General features: G+C 46.5%; 11 protein-coding genes and 1 pseudogene. 5 read left to right on the top strand and 7 right to left on the bottom strand.

The features are described 5' to 3' along the window. Positions 1 to 260: 260 nt before the first annotated feature. A complete protein-coding gene (gene lptC, locus MC7420_RS22800) occupies positions 261 to 1,439 on the top strand; it encodes an LPS export ABC transporter periplasmic protein LptC (RefSeq protein ID WP_232231765.1) in 1,179 nt (392 codons plus the stop codon). A gap of 102 nt (positions 1,440 to 1,541) precedes the next feature. Here lptC and MC7420_RS36280 read toward each other — a convergent pair whose 3' ends face one another. After that, positions 1,542 to 3,488 carry a TolC family protein gene (locus MC7420_RS36280; RefSeq protein WP_006103366.1) on the bottom strand — a complete coding sequence of 649 codons (1,947 nt, stop codon included), beginning with the start codon at positions 3,486 to 3,488 and terminating at the stop codon, positions 1,542 to 1,544. Between the two features lie 233 nt (positions 3,489 to 3,721). Beyond that, a complete protein-coding gene (locus tag MC7420_RS22810; protein ID WP_006103334.1) occupies positions 3,722 to 4,363 on the bottom strand; it encodes a TetR/AcrR family transcriptional regulator in 642 nt (213 codons plus the stop codon). Between the two features lie 305 nt (positions 4,364 to 4,668). Between MC7420_RS22810 and MC7420_RS22815 the strand changes: the two genes are divergently transcribed. From MC7420_RS22815 to MC7420_RS22830, 4 genes are all read left to right on the top strand, one after another. Then, positions 4,669 to 5,865 carry an ABC exporter membrane fusion protein gene (locus MC7420_RS22815; RefSeq protein WP_006103349.1) on the top strand — a complete coding sequence of 399 codons (1,197 nt, stop codon included), beginning with the start codon at positions 4,669 to 4,671 and terminating at the stop codon, positions 5,863 to 5,865. A 197-nt stretch (positions 5,866 to 6,062) separates the two neighbouring features. Beyond that, positions 6,063 to 7,238 (top strand): ABC transporter permease DevC, encoded by a 1,176-nt coding sequence (gene devC / locus MC7420_RS22820; RefSeq protein WP_006103433.1) that lies wholly within the window; start codon positions 6,063 to 6,065, stop codon positions 7,236 to 7,238. Further along, positions 7,186 to 7,395: a hypothetical protein gene (locus tag MC7420_RS42810; protein ID WP_044209131.1), complete on the top strand. Its 210-nt coding sequence runs from the start codon at positions 7,186 to 7,188 to the stop codon at positions 7,393 to 7,395. The genes devC and MC7420_RS42810 overlap by 53 nt, the downstream gene beginning before the upstream one ends. A gap of 35 nt (positions 7,396 to 7,430) precedes the next feature. Then, positions 7,431 to 8,138, top strand: a complete 708-nt coding sequence (locus tag MC7420_RS22830) for a DevA family ABC transporter ATP-binding protein (protein WP_006103343.1) — start codon at positions 7,431 to 7,433, stop codon at positions 8,136 to 8,138. Positions 8,139 to 8,282: 144 nt separating this feature from the next. Here MC7420_RS22830 and cofH read toward each other — a convergent pair whose 3' ends face one another. The 5 genes and pseudogenes from cofH to MC7420_RS40215 form a co-directional block, all read right to left on the bottom strand. Next, positions 8,283 to 9,458, bottom strand: a complete 1,176-nt coding sequence (gene cofH, locus MC7420_RS22835; protein WP_006103340.1) for a 7,8-didemethyl-8-hydroxy-5-deazariboflavin synthase subunit CofH — start codon at positions 9,456 to 9,458, stop codon at positions 8,283 to 8,285. A gap of 218 nt (positions 9,459 to 9,676) precedes the next feature. Further along, on the bottom strand, positions 9,677 to 10,477 hold the full coding sequence (locus tag MC7420_RS22840; RefSeq protein WP_052307538.1) for a hypothetical protein: 801 nt from the start codon (positions 10,475 to 10,477) through the stop codon (positions 9,677 to 9,679). Between the two features lie 198 nt (positions 10,478 to 10,675). After that, positions 10,676 to 12,346 (bottom strand): ArnT family glycosyltransferase, encoded by a 1,671-nt coding sequence (locus MC7420_RS22845; protein WP_006103516.1) that lies wholly within the window; start codon positions 12,344 to 12,346, stop codon positions 10,676 to 10,678. 7 nt (positions 12,347 to 12,353) lie between these two features. After that, positions 12,354 to 13,964: a glycosyltransferase family 39 protein gene (locus tag MC7420_RS22850; RefSeq protein WP_006103505.1), complete on the bottom strand. Its 1,611-nt coding sequence runs from the start codon at positions 13,962 to 13,964 to the stop codon at positions 12,354 to 12,356. A gap of 41 nt (positions 13,965 to 14,005) precedes the next feature. Next, a pseudogene (locus MC7420_RS40215) lies at positions 14,006 to 14,573 on the bottom strand (glycosyltransferase); the annotation flags it as partial.

Raw genomic sequence — 14,573 nt, forward strand, 5'->3', positions numbered from 1 at the left:
TTGATCTGGATCAGATTCAAGAAAGTATCCGCAAATCTCCGCGACAAAACTATACCTATCGTCCTTTATCCGGTATTGGTATGATGGATGATCCCGGAGATCCTTCCATGGGTCATTAAGCTGTTCGTCATTGAAACGTTATTGTCAATAATGGCAATGGCGAAATTCTGGTAATGCGAGCATCTTGATCGCTAAGAATACCCGAATTTGAATTCATGAGTTATGAGTCATTAGTCCTAAGTTTTTAGCGATAAGGACTAATGACTCATTATCAAAATTTCACGAAGCTAGCTCCAATGATTTTGAGTTGGAAACGATGTTTTGCGGTGAGCCTCTGTCTATTGGCTTATGCTCCACTCTTCGGTTGTCAGACTGACAGTCAAACTGTCAAGAAAATTCAACAAGATACAGAGTCTACCGATATTGAAGGATCTCTTGTATTCAACAATGTCACCTTGGAGCAAGCTGATGAACAAGGTCGTCCTTTATGGCGGGTAAAAGCTAACCAAGCAACCTATACTAAAGACAAAAAAATAGCTAAAGTTGAACAGCCCATCGGTGATTTATTTCAGGATGGAAAGGTTATTTTAAAAGTATCAGCCAAGAGTGGGGAAGTTCGGGAAGATGGGAAACAAATCTTTCTGCGAGGAGATATTACGGCGACCGATACCCGAAATGGCGCGGTTTTCAAGGGTGAGGAGTTGGAATGGTTACCCCAGGATGAGTTGTTAGTGGTACGCCGAAACTTAGAGGGACGCCATCCTGAACAAATCGAGGTCACAGCTAATGAAGGACAGTATTTAACACGCCAAGAGCAAATGGAACTGAAAGGCTCGGTTCAAGCAATCTCGAAAGATCCCAATGTGCAACTGAAAACAGAGCAGTTACTTTGGCAAATCAAAGGGCAAAAGTTAATTGGGGATCAACGGACTCAAACGGAACGGTACAAGGATAACACTGTGACCGATCGCGTAGTCGCTAACCAGACGGACTATAACCTCAAAACCAAAGTCGCGATCCTAAAAAAAGATGTTCAGCTTACATCGATTGATCCCCCAATTTTAATATCCAGCAATGAGGCAATCTGGGATGTCAAGGCGGAAACAGTCCGCTCAAATCAGCCTGTTCAGATTGTCCATCAGGAGGAGAAAGTGGTGATTACGGCGAATCAGGGACAGGTAGATTTAGAGAGCGAAGTCGCCAATTTAAAGGGGGGTGTCCAAGGTGTGGGTAGTCGCAATCAAGCCGAACTCTACGCCAATCAGGTTAGGTGGGACATTCCCACTCAGAATATGCAGGCGTCAGGAAATGTGATTTATAAACAAGTTGATCCCCCCTTTAATGTCACCGGAGCCACAGCCGTGGGTAAATTACAGGATCAGAGCATGATCGTCAGGAGTGGATCGAGCGATCGCGTCGTCACCGAAATTGTCCCCTAGAGGGAGCTGGGGGAGCTGGGGGAGCTGGGGGAGATAGGGAATAAAATTTACAAATGACGAATGACAAATGACGAATGACGAATGACGAATGACGAATGACGACTACGGCACATCAAAAAGAATACTATTGGGCAGATTACTAATAGCACGTTGCAGGGTGGCTAGCGCTCGGTTGTAGTCTAGTATTGCCGTCAATAAGTTGACTCTGGAGCGAGTTAATGCGGTTTGCTGATTAATTACATCAGTTTGAGTACCAACCCCAGCGCCAAATCGTAATCGTGCCAGTCGTAAGCTTTCTTGTGCTTGTTCTAGGGCAAAAGATGCCGTTTGAATATTCTCCTGGCTAGCTGTTAACTGGAAAAAAGCTTGTTCAACCTCAAGGCGAATTTGGTCACGCTCATTGGCAAAATTGGATTCCGCGATCGCCACATCCGCTTCGGCTTGTCTGGCTCTGGCTTTTGCGGCTCCCCCATCAAAGAAATTCCACTGGAGCCGCGCTCCTAACGTTAAGCCATCTGTCGGACCATCACTATCATCCAACTGGGTGGAAATATTATATTGGGCAAACAGATTCACCTGGGGTTTATTGTCCGCTAGAGCAATGCGCCGTTGTTGTTCATTGATATTGCGTTGTGCCAGTTGCTGTTCTAACTCCGCCCGGTTTTTCAGGGCTAAAATAATGCTTTCTTCTAGGGAAAGTTCCCAGTCCCCTGCCACATCTATGGGATCAGCCGCAGAAATTCCCACCTGCTGATCCAAACTCAACAATTGTGCAATTTGGCGGCGGGCAATGCGTTGCTGACTGATGGCGTTGGTTAACGCTTGATTATTATTGGCGAGTTCTACCTGCGCCTGCAACACTTCAAATCGAGTTCCTAAGCCAGCTTGTTCGAGTAACTGGGCATCCCGTAGACTGCGAGCCGCATCATTAACCGCCGCTTGGCTAATTTCGACTTCGGCATCTGCCTGTTGCAAATCGTAGTAAGTCCTAGTGACATTTAGTCGTAAATCTGCCAGGATGCTTTCTACACCCAGTTGTTGGAAGCGTACCTGTTGTTCGGCAGCTTGAATAGCCGCAGGACGACGCCCAGCCGTATAAGCTGCATAATTTAATTCCAGTCTGGTATCAAAGTTTGTCGATGTGATTGTCCGATTCGTCTGACCCAGTAGCTCTTGTAAAAAACCTTGCTGACCTCCTGTTTCCGACTCGGTTCGGATAAATTCGGCAATGGCACTAATCGATGGAAATTCGGCAGCTAGGGCTTCTTGCAGCGCAAACTCCGTTCGTTCTAACTGAAGTCTAGCGATTTGTAACTCTTGATTGTTACGCCGTGCCAATTCTATTGCCTGTTCTAGGGTAATTGGCTGAGTCGTTTGCACTTGGACTTCTTCAACTTCGGTGGGAAACAGCAATGGATTAGCACTGGGATTGAGCAATTCTGATATCGGTAAATCAGGAGTGGTAGACGGTATCGGCACAGATTCGATCTCTGGTGTGAGAAAGTCGGGTGAAGGTGTTTCTGTTTCGGGTTCCTCTAGCGTGGGAAGGGAGGGAATGGATTCAGGGGTTTGACCAATCGAATTCTCTGGCTGTTGGGTAACGAGTTGCTTAGAGTCTTGAGCCAGTTCTGTGGAATTGGGGAAATGTTCAGTCTCAGAGGTTATGGGTTCACTTGTAGAGTTCAAGGACTCACTTGTCTGAGCATAGGTTGATTCCTCTGTCCTATTCCGGGGGGAATGAAGCCCTTGCTCCCTTTTGATCGCGCCTAAGCTCGTGCTGAAGGCATCGCGATCAATCCCTTCTGGTATCTGCTCTGTGTCCTCTACCTTTGGTCGGTCATCATCCGCATCAACGAGTAAGTTCTCTTCAGTCGATGGGGGAGCCACGTCTGTCAATCCTCTCTGGGTTACCCGATCACGTTGATGAGTCGGGGCTTGACGTTGAAAGCTAAGCGGCGACGGTAAATCTTGAGAGGCGCTTGGTTTTGTATAGATCAGAGCGATCGCAGTCCCCACACCTAGAGCTACAAAATCACGAAACGTTGGCATAAGTTTAAAGTTGGGTCTTTAGTCTAAAAAAAATTATTTTGCTTACATTGAGTAGAGTCACCATAGGCAGAATAATCGCTTATCTGTGAGGTTGGCAAACTAGGTCAAGATTAGAGCATCTCAATCAAGCTTGACACAAGCAATCAGCAGCATCTAGTGCATCCCGGCAAAAATAACTAACCAGCTCCCTCAGCTTCCCCATCCCCAGCTCCCAGACGTGCCATGGCACGTCTCTACACTGCTCCCTCAGCTTCCCCAGCCGTTAATAGCTGAATTAGACCATTGACCATGCGATCGCGCTCTAAGGGTAAAATTTCACTACCATGTAGGATGTTTTGAATGATCAGGTAATGCACCAGAGATCCGGTAAAAATCCGGGCGGCGACGACGGGATCGGATAATTTGAGTTGGGGTTGGGAGGCTAGGTATAAGGACAGCCGTTCCATGAGGGGTTTGATAATTTCGCGTACATGGGTTTGAGCCAACTCCGGAAACCGCTCAGACTCACCGATGATTAACCGCATCAAGGTTAACAGCGCTGGATTGTTCGCAAACTCTTCGAGTACCGCCGTTGCCATTTGACGCAGAACCTGCTCAGGAGGCGTTTGCAAGTCCGGCTCAGTGGGCAAACTCAGAATGAGCTGACTGTTGTTTTGGGTGAGTTGGTGGATCAAGGCGATAAATAATCCCTGTTTATCTTGAAAGTAGTTATACAGCGTGGGTTTGGATACTCCTGCTGCCGATGCAATCCGATCCATACTCGCCGCTGCATATCCATGCTTGGTAAACACTGGCAGGGCACCTGCCAAAATCGCTTGGGCTTTATCGGGTTTTTCTGGGTTGGATGACTGGGGTGGAGTGGAACGATTTACCATCGGATTAAGTTTTGGGTTTTGAATGTGTAGGGGCGGGTTTTAAGAAGGCAGAAGGGAAAAGATTGACTGGTCAAGGTCTCAGCACCTTCCTTTGTCCTAATCGCCTTGGCGACTGCTATACGACTATCCTTTTTTCACTAACCTAGATGTGACTCGCGCCCGCCCCGAAAGTGCGAGAGTTTTTATCCTGCCTTTGGCTCAGGGGGAAAAAGATAGGTTGCCCGATCCATGTTTATATTTTACTAAACGGTTTAGTAAAATATAAACATATACAGATAACACTTTTCTCTGATGGGAGAATGCCCATGAGCTTAGATCTGTTAAACCATCAGGCAGGATCAACCCAATCACCCCGTCGTTGGCTGGCGTTTCTTGGCGTCGCCATTGTGGGGCTAGCGGGAACGGGATGGGGACTCTGGCAATTTCGAGCGGCTCAGATGCGGGAGGCTCAAACGGAAGTCTCAGTTGCGCCTGAAATCACAACGGTGACAGCATTGGGGCGGTTGGAGCCAGCCGGAGAAATGATTAACCTCACGGCGTCAACCTCAATTCAGGCAAGCCGAATTGAGAAACTATTGGTTGAGGAAGGCGATCGCGTCCAAACCGGACAGATTATTGCGATTTTAGATAACCGCGATCGCTTACAGGCATCTCTCCAAAAAGCCGAAAATCAGGTTCGCGTCGCTCAGGCAAAACTGGCACAGGTAAAAGCTGGAGCCAAAACGGGTGAACTGCAAGCCCAGCGTGCTGAAATTGCCCGACTTCAGGCAGATAGAACTGGGAGTTTGGCGGCTCAACGGGCGGCGGTGGAGCGGCTGGAGGCAGAAGTACAAAATGCTCGTCTTGAATATGAGCGATACGAATCCTTGTATCAGCAGGGTGCTGTCTCCGCCTCTCAACGGGATGCCAAGCGGCTGGCTTACATCACGGCTCAACAACAGGTTCAGCAGGCTCAAGCGGAGTTAGGGCGGATTGAGACAACCAGTCAAGAGCAAATTCAACAGGCACAAGCCACCCTGGATCGACTCGCTGAGGTGCGTCCTGTAGACTTAGAAGCAGCCGAGGCAGAAGTGCAATCAGCAAAAGCCACTGTTGTCGAAGCCCAAGCCAATTTAGAGCAAGCCGAAGTGCGATCGCCCCGTGCGGGTCAAATTATTAAGATTCACACCTATCCAGGTGAAAAAATAGCCGATCAGGGCATCGTCACTCTAGGGCAGACTCAGCAGATGAAAGCGATCGCGGAAGTTTACCAAAGTGACATTCTCAAGGTTCAGGAGGGTCAACCTGCCACAATTACATCACCCGTCATTCCTAACTCACTCCAGGGTACAGTCGAGCGGATTGGCTTACAAGTCGAGCAACAACAGGTTGTTGATGAAGATCCCGCCGCCAACATTGATGCCAAAGTCGTTGAAGTTCACATTCGTCTTGATCCCAACTCAAGTCAGAACGTGGCAAGATTGAGCAATTTACAAGTTACAGTCACGATTCAAACTGAGTAATTTGTCATTTGTCATACTCGCGAAGCGAGAAGCAAGCTACGTCATTTGTGATAATTGAACGGTTAGGTCGGGGCGGGTTTAGTTATATCAGGGAGAAAATGAAACGTTAGTTGTAAAACCCGCCCCTACAAAAGATCTCCAGCTTCCCCAGCTTCCCCTCACCACAATCTTTATTCAGCAACCCCTAATAAGAAACCATGCTTGGCTTCATCAAAACATTACAACAACGCACTCCCCTAGGGCTACTTCAGCTTAAGCATGACCGAATGCGGCTATTAACCGCGATCGCAGGAATTACCTTTGCCGATGTGCTTATTTTCATGCAACTGGGATTTGCTGCTGCCCTTTACAGAACAAATACCCAATATCCTCGCACCCTACAAGCCGATTTGGTCTTAATTAGCACGCAAGCTCAGAACTTTGGACAATTACGAACCTTTACCCGACGGCGACTTTACCAAGCTCAAGACGTGCCGGGAGTCGCCTCTGCCGATGAATTGTACCTTGGCTCAGTACAATGGCGAAATCCCCAAACTCGCAAGAAGACATCGATGCTGCTGATCGGACAAAACCCGGATCGACCTGCCTTTAATTTACCTGAAGTTAATCAGCAACTCGACATGATTCAGCTACCCGATACCGTTTTATTTGACCAAGCCTCGCGGGGTGAATACCAGGACATGATTACCCGGATTCAACAGGGAGAGTCACCCACCACAGAAATTGGACAGCGAACCGTAACCATAGCCGGATTATTCCAAGTCGGTGCATCTTTTGCTGATGATGGCGCATTAATTACCAGCGATCAAAACTTTCTGCGGCTATTTCCCAAACGGGATGCTGGATCGGTAAGCTTGGGGTTAATTCGTCTGCATCCGGGGTATGAGCCCGAACAGGTGAGAGACGCTTTAGCAGCGCGGTTACCGGAAGATGTGCAGGTGCTGACGAGTCAGGGTTATGTAGATTTTGAGATCGCTTATATTCAATCGAGATCACCGATTGGGTTTGTCTTTGGCTTAGGTACCGTGATGGGCTTGATTGTGGGTACGGTGATTGTCTACCAAGTGCTTTCGACGGATGTGAATAGTCACTTGGAAGAGTATGCCACGTTTAAGGCAATGGGTTATCGGAATACTTACTTGTTAGGGGTAATTTTTGAAGAAGCGCTAATTTTATCGGTGTTGGGGTTTATACCCGGTTTAGCGATCGCATTAGCGGCTTATCAAGTTACAGCGGCTGCAACCGCCCTGCCTTTGGCAATGCCGTTGAGTCGGACTATTTTTGTGCTTCTGCTGACATTTGTCATGTGTGGTGCATCAGGTGCGATCGCGACTCGCCGACTCCAAGCTGCTGATCCGGCTGATATTTTTTAAAGCATGGGAAGCAGGGGGAGCAGGGGGAGCAGAGGGAGCAGGGGGAGCAGGGGGAGCAGGGGGAGCAGAGGGAGCAGAGGGAGCAGGGGGAGCAGGGGGAGATGGGGAAGATGGGGAAGATGGGGAAGTTAACTCAAAACTCTACCTTACCTGTTAACTGTTCCCTGACAAATGACGAATGACGAATGGCAAATGACTAATCAACCCGTAATTTCTATTCATCAACTTAACCACTACTTTGGCACAGGGAAACTGCAAAAGCAGGTGTTATTCGACATCAATTTAGAGATTTTTGCTGGCGAGATTGTGATTATGACAGGTCCTTCTGGATCGGGGAAAACCACGCTACTGACTTTATTAGGCGGCTTGCGATCGGCTCAGTCAGGCAGTCTAAACGTATTAGGACAAGAACTTTGTCAAGCTAGCCAAAATAGTTTGGTACAGGCAAGACGACACAATGGTTATATTTTCCAAGCCCACAACTTACACGGCAGCTTAACCGCGCTTGAGAACGTGCAAATGGGGTTAGAAGTTCATGGCATCTTTTCCAAGCCAGAACGCCACCATCGGGCGGCGGAGATGCTCAAGCAGGTGGGTTTAGAAGAGCGAATCAATTATTACCCAGCCGATCTATCAGGTGGACAAAAACAGCGCGTCGCGATCGCCCGCGCTCTTGTCAGCCGTCCCCAAATCGTGTTGGCTGATGAACCCACTGCCGCCTTGGATAAAAAATCGGGACGAGATGTGGTTGATATTATGCATGATTTAGCCAAGCAACAGGGGTGTACAATCTTGCTTGTAACTCACGATAATCGCATTTTGGATATTGCGGATCGGATTATTTATATGGAAGATGGGCGCTTATCTAAACAACCTGAATCAGTGGCGATTTCCCAGTAATTCAGTTCAATCATACATAATGCGATCGCGTCGGCTTGTAGTAAGGGCTTTAGCCCTATATTCTATTGGGTAACATGCGCCAACCCAACCGACCAATTACAATACGCTACTCCGCTAACCCCTGCTTTTGAGCTTAAGTTGACATCAATGACAGACGTGAGCCCCTACAGTATCTGAAACCTGCTGTAGTATCGGTCGATAAAGGGTATCTCGTTGCTGATAAGAACGCCCTAGCGAATGAATCGCTTTCTGGAGAGTCTCGACTTCCATACAGGTTCCCCCTTGAGCGCCTGCCATGGTGGTGATATGTTCTTCCATTAACGTGCCGCCAATGTCATTACAGCCCCATCTGAGAGCTTCCTTCGCACCAGCCAAACCCAATTTCACCCAGCTTGGTTGATGGTTGGAAATCCAATTACCCAGGAAAATTCGCGTCACCGCCGTTAATAATAGGGCATCTTGGAGAATCGGTTGATCTCGCCCCACACGCTGACGCAACGGTTTAGGGGCATCTTGACCAACAAAAGGCAGTAGAATAAACTCTGTGATATGGCCCTGATAGCCTTGAGCGCGAGTTCGTTGCTGAAGCGATCGCAGCTTGGCTAAATGCCCCATCTGCTGTTGGTTCGTTTCAATATGACCGGAAAGCATTGTGCTAGTTGTTGGCATTCCCAATCGATGCGCCGTTCCCACAATGTCTAACCAGGTTGTTGTATTTGTCTTTTCCGGACAAAGGATGCGCCGCACTTCGTCATCTAAAACCTCAGCCGCCGTTCCAGGCATGGAACCAACCCCAGCCTTTTGCAGTTCAGCAATGACCTCAGCGTAACTCAATCCATCTTGTTCAGCGATAAATTGGACTTCCTGGGGAGAGAACGCATGGAGATGTAATTGAGGAAATGCTTGCTTAATCGTTTTCACCAATTCCAGATAATAGGGTAAAGCCGCACCATTAATAGTGGCTTCCGGGTTCAATCCCCCCTGCATACAAATTTCTGTCGCCCCCCGTTGTACTGCATCCTCTGTCTTTTCCAGAATTTGCCCCCAATCTAGCCAATACGCCCCCTCTGTACCCCCATCGCGACGAAAGGCACAGAAACTACAGTGCTGAGTACAAATATTGGTAAAGTTGATATTACGGTTAATCACGTAGGTGACGCGATCGCCTGCTTGGTGATGGCGCAATTGGTCAGCCGTTTCCTGAATCGCCGCCACAGCAGTCGGTTCAGTTTGCTGGAGGAGAATCACACCTTCCTCTGGAGAAATGTCTTCACCAGCTAAGGCGCGGTTCAGAATGGCGTCAACGGAGTTGGTAATCACGGGATATCTGGAAAAGATCAGGAAACACTCATCTTGATACTACTATGCCCTAGAGTATCGAGCCAGTCATCACTCATAAGTCTTGGGTAAATTGTCGGGGCGGGTTTAGCCCCTAAATTCAGATATTCACCAATAAATCTTCAATACAACCTGCCCTTCTTTCCAGGAAAATATCAGCCTCAGCGGTCAATCTAATTCTTTCACATTCTCCCCTATCTTTATTTAATTAACACATTTATCTGATCCGAGTTAGCTGACCAAGCGCTGACATAAGTGCTACTCTGAACCACCATTTCTTTAACGGGTTCCTCTTTACTACTTCTAACCGCAATAATGGCACAGGGATTAAAATTATTGTGGGGATATATCTTAGATTTGACATTCGAGCGATTATCCGGATGTAAAATATGCTGAACCTGAATAGTTTTAGAATTGTTTTCCTGCAAAAGTACCCAAAATGGATATTCCCAATACGTCCCCGATGGTACGGCTGTACCTCCTAAAGATAACCCAATCGTTTCACAGTTTTGTTTTTTGAGAAAATCAGCGGTCGCGAAATAGGGTTCTTTGAGATATTTACGATTAGCAAAGTACAGTTCATTGCGGCTGGTATTAAATATATTTTGCTCGGCAGCAATCGGTCGGTATTTATTATTAACCATAAAGGGAATTGATGCTACGAGCGTAATCACAGCCAGAATCATTAGAACATGACGATTCCAGCTTTTGTTAAAAACTAAACCGACAAAAGACGAAAATAGGACAAATAGCGAAAGATGATGGCGACTTTGATAAGGTTGGATTTTTAGCATCCAACAAAGGAGTAAGAAGCCACCAATTAATGCCAATACATAACCGATTACATTGTTTTTTACCCTCAATTCCTTGTTAAACACAAAAACTATAATCGCTAAAGCAATGAGTAATAGATGCAGGGGATTTCCGGCAACATTTTCATCAAACGATAGACCCGGAACTGTATAGGAGTTTAGGGGCCAGGTCGTTCGCGGATCATTCATGTCAACGCCCAAAACGGAATGAATTATACTGATTAATTTGTGGCTAATCCCCGTAATCGGCGTAATAAAATCCTGTAGTCCTAGGTATCTAACGATATCAACATGGAGAGAAAGATTCCTGATAATATTTGAGATCTGAGAGTAAAGGTAAGCCAGCCAGCATATTGATGATTCCGTTCACGAATTAAACCAATAGTCTTAATTTTCTATCTTGTAAACAGTGACTAACCAGGGATAGAATTGCTGGGCAACCGTAGGGTAATTAACCAGTGAATGTTGCTCAGAATGGAGAATGCTGGATTGCTCTTGCAGATTACGAGTCTCAATCATGTAAGCGTAATAGCCACTATCGAGAATAGCATCCAAGGGTTGGCGGGGAAAACTGGGATCAACGCTAACTTTCTGAGGCTTGCGACCTGTGCGTCGCAGATAAATTTCACGCTGTTCAAAGGGAAACTGATCAATGTTGAGATCCTCTAAGCGTTTGCCAGAAAGTACGGCGGCACGCCAGCGAATAGCCAATAAATTATATTGATCAGTATTGAATCCGAGTAGCAGAACAGGTTGATTTAGGTCAACGCCTTGCAGTCCGAACTCCTGCATTTCGGCATAGACGGGTAACCCTTCAAACACTTTTATCAATCGAGCGTGTAGCTGTGAAGCAGGTTCTATGGCACAAACAATCAGTAAAGCCCAAATCAATCCGATTGTACCGACAACGAAGGGGCGAGTCTGTGTTCTACGACCAAGCCATTGCAATACCTTGACGAGTCCAAGTCCAGCCAGCATCCAGATTGCCGGTGCGATAACCAGTATATGTCGTTGAGAGTTGGTCGTTGAAATCCCGAGTACGACGGTTGCAGCCAAAACAGACCAAACTGCCACCCGCATCGGTAGATGTTTCCAATAGCGAACAGCGCCGATGACGGCGAAGGTGAGGGAAAGAAGTCCGACTGGCTTTTTAGTTGAGTATTCGTTAAGCCAGACAATGGGGTAGTAGAGAAAATTCTCGACCGACCAAACATCCACGTAGCTGGGGTGATTGGTAAAGAACATCCACATTGTTGCTCGATCCGTGACCAGAATCCATAAAAGCAAGACAGCGGCGTAGATACCCAGGACTACAGTTGTTTCTAGCCAGACTTGACGACCCAATTTCCCAGGTTTGGTGGCGGTGACTAAGGCGGCGAGTAGTCCAGGTATGTAGAATAAGCCAAAGGAGTATTTGGTTAACACAATTGCCATGACTACGAAAGCCGCGATCGCAATCCCGATCAGGCGTGAACGTTGGTGGCGGATTTGATCAATCTGATCCCCAATCAGTATTAGCAGAACGGCTAGCATCGCACCCGTCATTTCCAGCATACAAAGGACGGCATTGGTGACAAAAATCGGGCTGGTAATAGCGAGGGCGATCGCGAAAATAGCACCTGTCCAGGGAAACCATTGATCGGCTGGGTTCACGGCGTCTTCTTGTCGTTGAGCAATCCTCCAGGTGAGCCAGCCTAAGCCAAACACTGTAAGTGCGAAGAGTAATACTGATGGTATACGACTGGAGACAACACTAGCTCCAGCCAACAGGTATGCGATCGCAACGAATAAGGAGTTGATAAATGGGTAGAAGGACTGGCTGGTAATCGCTTGGAACAAGTCTCCTAAATTAAGCCTAATTAGGCTATGGTAAACTTGCCAACCATCAACCGCGTGTTCAGCTTCATCGCTATCGAAGGGAATCGTTGTCGTCGCCACTGTATGAGCCAAAACTATCAGTAGAGTCAGCGATGCAATGACTGTGATTACACTGACAAAGACTACAGCAGCATGAATCTGTGCTGTTTTGCGGTTAGCATGAGTAAAAGGTAAATTCATGGTTTAGTTAATAATTTTCCTCTCCAATCTTTAATTTCCATAGAGTCGTTTGAGTTGTATTAACCGGGGTTGTTTGCCGTTTCCATTTCCAGGTTTTGTCTATTTTATAGTTGGGATTTTCTTCAAGTAAATAGTCCAATGCTGCTTTAGACTGGTACACGAATACATTACTGAAACCCTTGCCTACAGAATTAACCTCTTGCAGCGGGCGAATATCTTGCAGAACAACATGGGGAGCCAGTGAATGACTGAGAGTACGGATATCGAACCATGTTGCTATAACCAGGGGCTGGTCTGTTGGATTAACAATCTTAGCCACCTCAGTATGATAGTATTCTCGACCTTTCGTCCACCATGTATCTGATTGGGATATGAGGGCGCAAGAAAAAACTCCACTTGAAACGATAACAACTATAATTAGCTGCCATAGCTTCTGTTGCCAATTATTAACATTTACACCCGGATTAATTTTACTAGAAATTAGGTAAGCAACTGCTATCTGAATACCCAAAGAAGACGGGATAAAATATCGCAGCGGAGTCGAGCGTCTTCCTCCCCCTAATAAGTCCGGTAGTATTAAAAATAACGCGGGGACTGCGATTAATAGACAGACAAACAGCCAAACCCGCTTGGGTGTGTGATTACATAAAAAGTAAATAGCGTATAAGACGAGAATGGATGTCAGGGCATAAATCCATAAGTTCCCATAAACAAAACTATCATTTAAATCGACAAAAATGTGACTAATATTCACCAGCCAACTTTGAACTAAAGATGGCAGTGGTGTAGGTGTTTTGCTCCAGCCTGGAGATGGATTTTCGACTTGTGAATCAGCGATCATCACCCCAATCCAAGGGAGAAAAAGTAAGCACCCTGCCAAAGATGCCAGCAAGTAAGCGATCAGCGTTTTACTAAATCGGAAGCTTTCATGGACAACCACGTAGATGCCATGTCCAATCGCAACGATTACAGAAATCAGATGCGTATAGAATCCCAGTGCCAGAGTTACCGCATAAACTCCCCAGTTCAGTTTACTGTGGAGACGCATGGCTCGCAGCAATGCCCAGCTTGATAATAATATAGTCACTGTCCAGAGGCTGTACTGCCGTGCTTCTTGGGCATAGAGTATCTGAAGGGGAGAAATCGCCAGAAGTCCGATGGCAACCCATCCAATTAATGACGACTCAAATAGTTCCCAACACAGTAAATATATGCAAGGCATTGCCACCACGCTAATAACAGCCGACAAACTTCTGGGTGTAGTCACAACATTTTGAAATAACTGCATCCAAAATCGCGCCATCAAGTAATAGAGGGGTGGATGTTCGCCATGTTTCACAAAAGCATTTATGGCATCCATTAAGCCTCTTTTTGGACTGGGACGTTGATAGTCTTGGATTTCGACTACCTTCATTTCCTCGCCTTGTAAAACTATTGCCTGAAAATCTTCATCGGTATAACCAGAAATTCGTTGTGATGTGAGGCTTTCATCACCCCAATAGGGTTTTTGTTCCAGGTTGGCAAATCGAAAGAATATACCGAGAACTAATAATACAATAATTAAGAGATGCCAAGGATTTTTAGATAACCTAACGTTATAGTTATGCTTTTTGGGCATACTCAATTTAAATGTTTGTTGAGTCTAGAGTGTTGACAAAATTAACGGATTTGGGATCTAGAGTGATCAGGGAAACCACCTACTTCTGCTAGGGTGTAAAGGGGTCTGGCTTTGACCTCTTCATAAATTCGTCCAATATATTCGCCTAATATACCGATACTGATGAGCTGAACTGATCCCAGAAAGAAAATCGCGATCGCGATCGTGGCAAATCCTGTTAAGGGAGAATTAGGTGAGGCTAAACGCCAGTACAGGACTAACACTGACATGAATAAAGCTAACGCCGCCGACAGCAATCCGAGATAGGTGGATAGTCGTAACGGTACTTTAGAGAACGAGACTAAACTGTTCACGGCTAACCCTAGGGATTTACGAAAGGTGTATTTGACATCCCCAGCAAAACGGGGATCACGTTCAAACCGAATGGCAGTTTGCCGAAAACCTACCCACGATCGCAAGCCTCGAATGTAGCGGTTTTGTTCAGGCATGGCATTGAGCAAATCTACAACTTGCCGATCCATTAAACAAAAATCACCCGTATCTGTGGGAATATCCACCTCGGCTAGAGACTTGAGTAAACGATAAAATACATAAGCGGTGAAGCGCTTA

The sequence above is a fragment of the Coleofasciculus chthonoplastes PCC 7420 genome (assembly GCF_000155555.1).
In the GTDB taxonomy this organism is placed as follows: domain Bacteria; phylum Cyanobacteriota; class Cyanobacteriia; order Cyanobacteriales; family Coleofasciculaceae; genus Coleofasciculus; species Coleofasciculus chthonoplastes_A.

Excerpts from the sequence above, each read along its gene's own strand:
- lptC (WP_232231765.1), top strand. The coding sequence starts at position 261 with ATGACTCATTATCAAAATTTCACGAAGCTAGCTCCAATGATTTTGAGT.
- MC7420_RS36280 (WP_006103366.1), bottom strand. The coding sequence starts at position 3,488 with ATGCCAACGTTTCGTGATTTTGTAGCTCTAGGTGTGGGGACTGCGATC.
- MC7420_RS22810 (WP_006103334.1), bottom strand. The coding sequence starts at position 4,363 with ATGGTAAATCGTTCCACTCCACCCCAGTCATCCAACCCAGAAAAACCC.
- MC7420_RS22815 (WP_006103349.1), top strand. The coding sequence starts at position 4,669 with ATGAGCTTAGATCTGTTAAACCATCAGGCAGGATCAACCCAATCACCC.
- devC (WP_006103433.1), top strand. The coding sequence starts at position 6,063 with ATGCTTGGCTTCATCAAAACATTACAACAACGCACTCCCCTAGGGCTA.
- MC7420_RS22830 (WP_006103343.1), top strand. The coding sequence starts at position 7,431 with ATGACTAATCAACCCGTAATTTCTATTCATCAACTTAACCACTACTTT.
- MC7420_RS22840 (WP_052307538.1), bottom strand. The coding sequence starts at position 10,477 with ATGAATGATCCGCGAACGACCTGGCCCCTAAACTCCTATACAGTTCCG.
- MC7420_RS22845 (WP_006103516.1), bottom strand. The coding sequence starts at position 12,346 with ATGAATTTACCTTTTACTCATGCTAACCGCAAAACAGCACAGATTCAT.
- MC7420_RS22850 (WP_006103505.1), bottom strand. The coding sequence starts at position 13,964 with ATGCCCAAAAAGCATAACTATAACGTTAGGTTATCTAAAAATCCTTGG.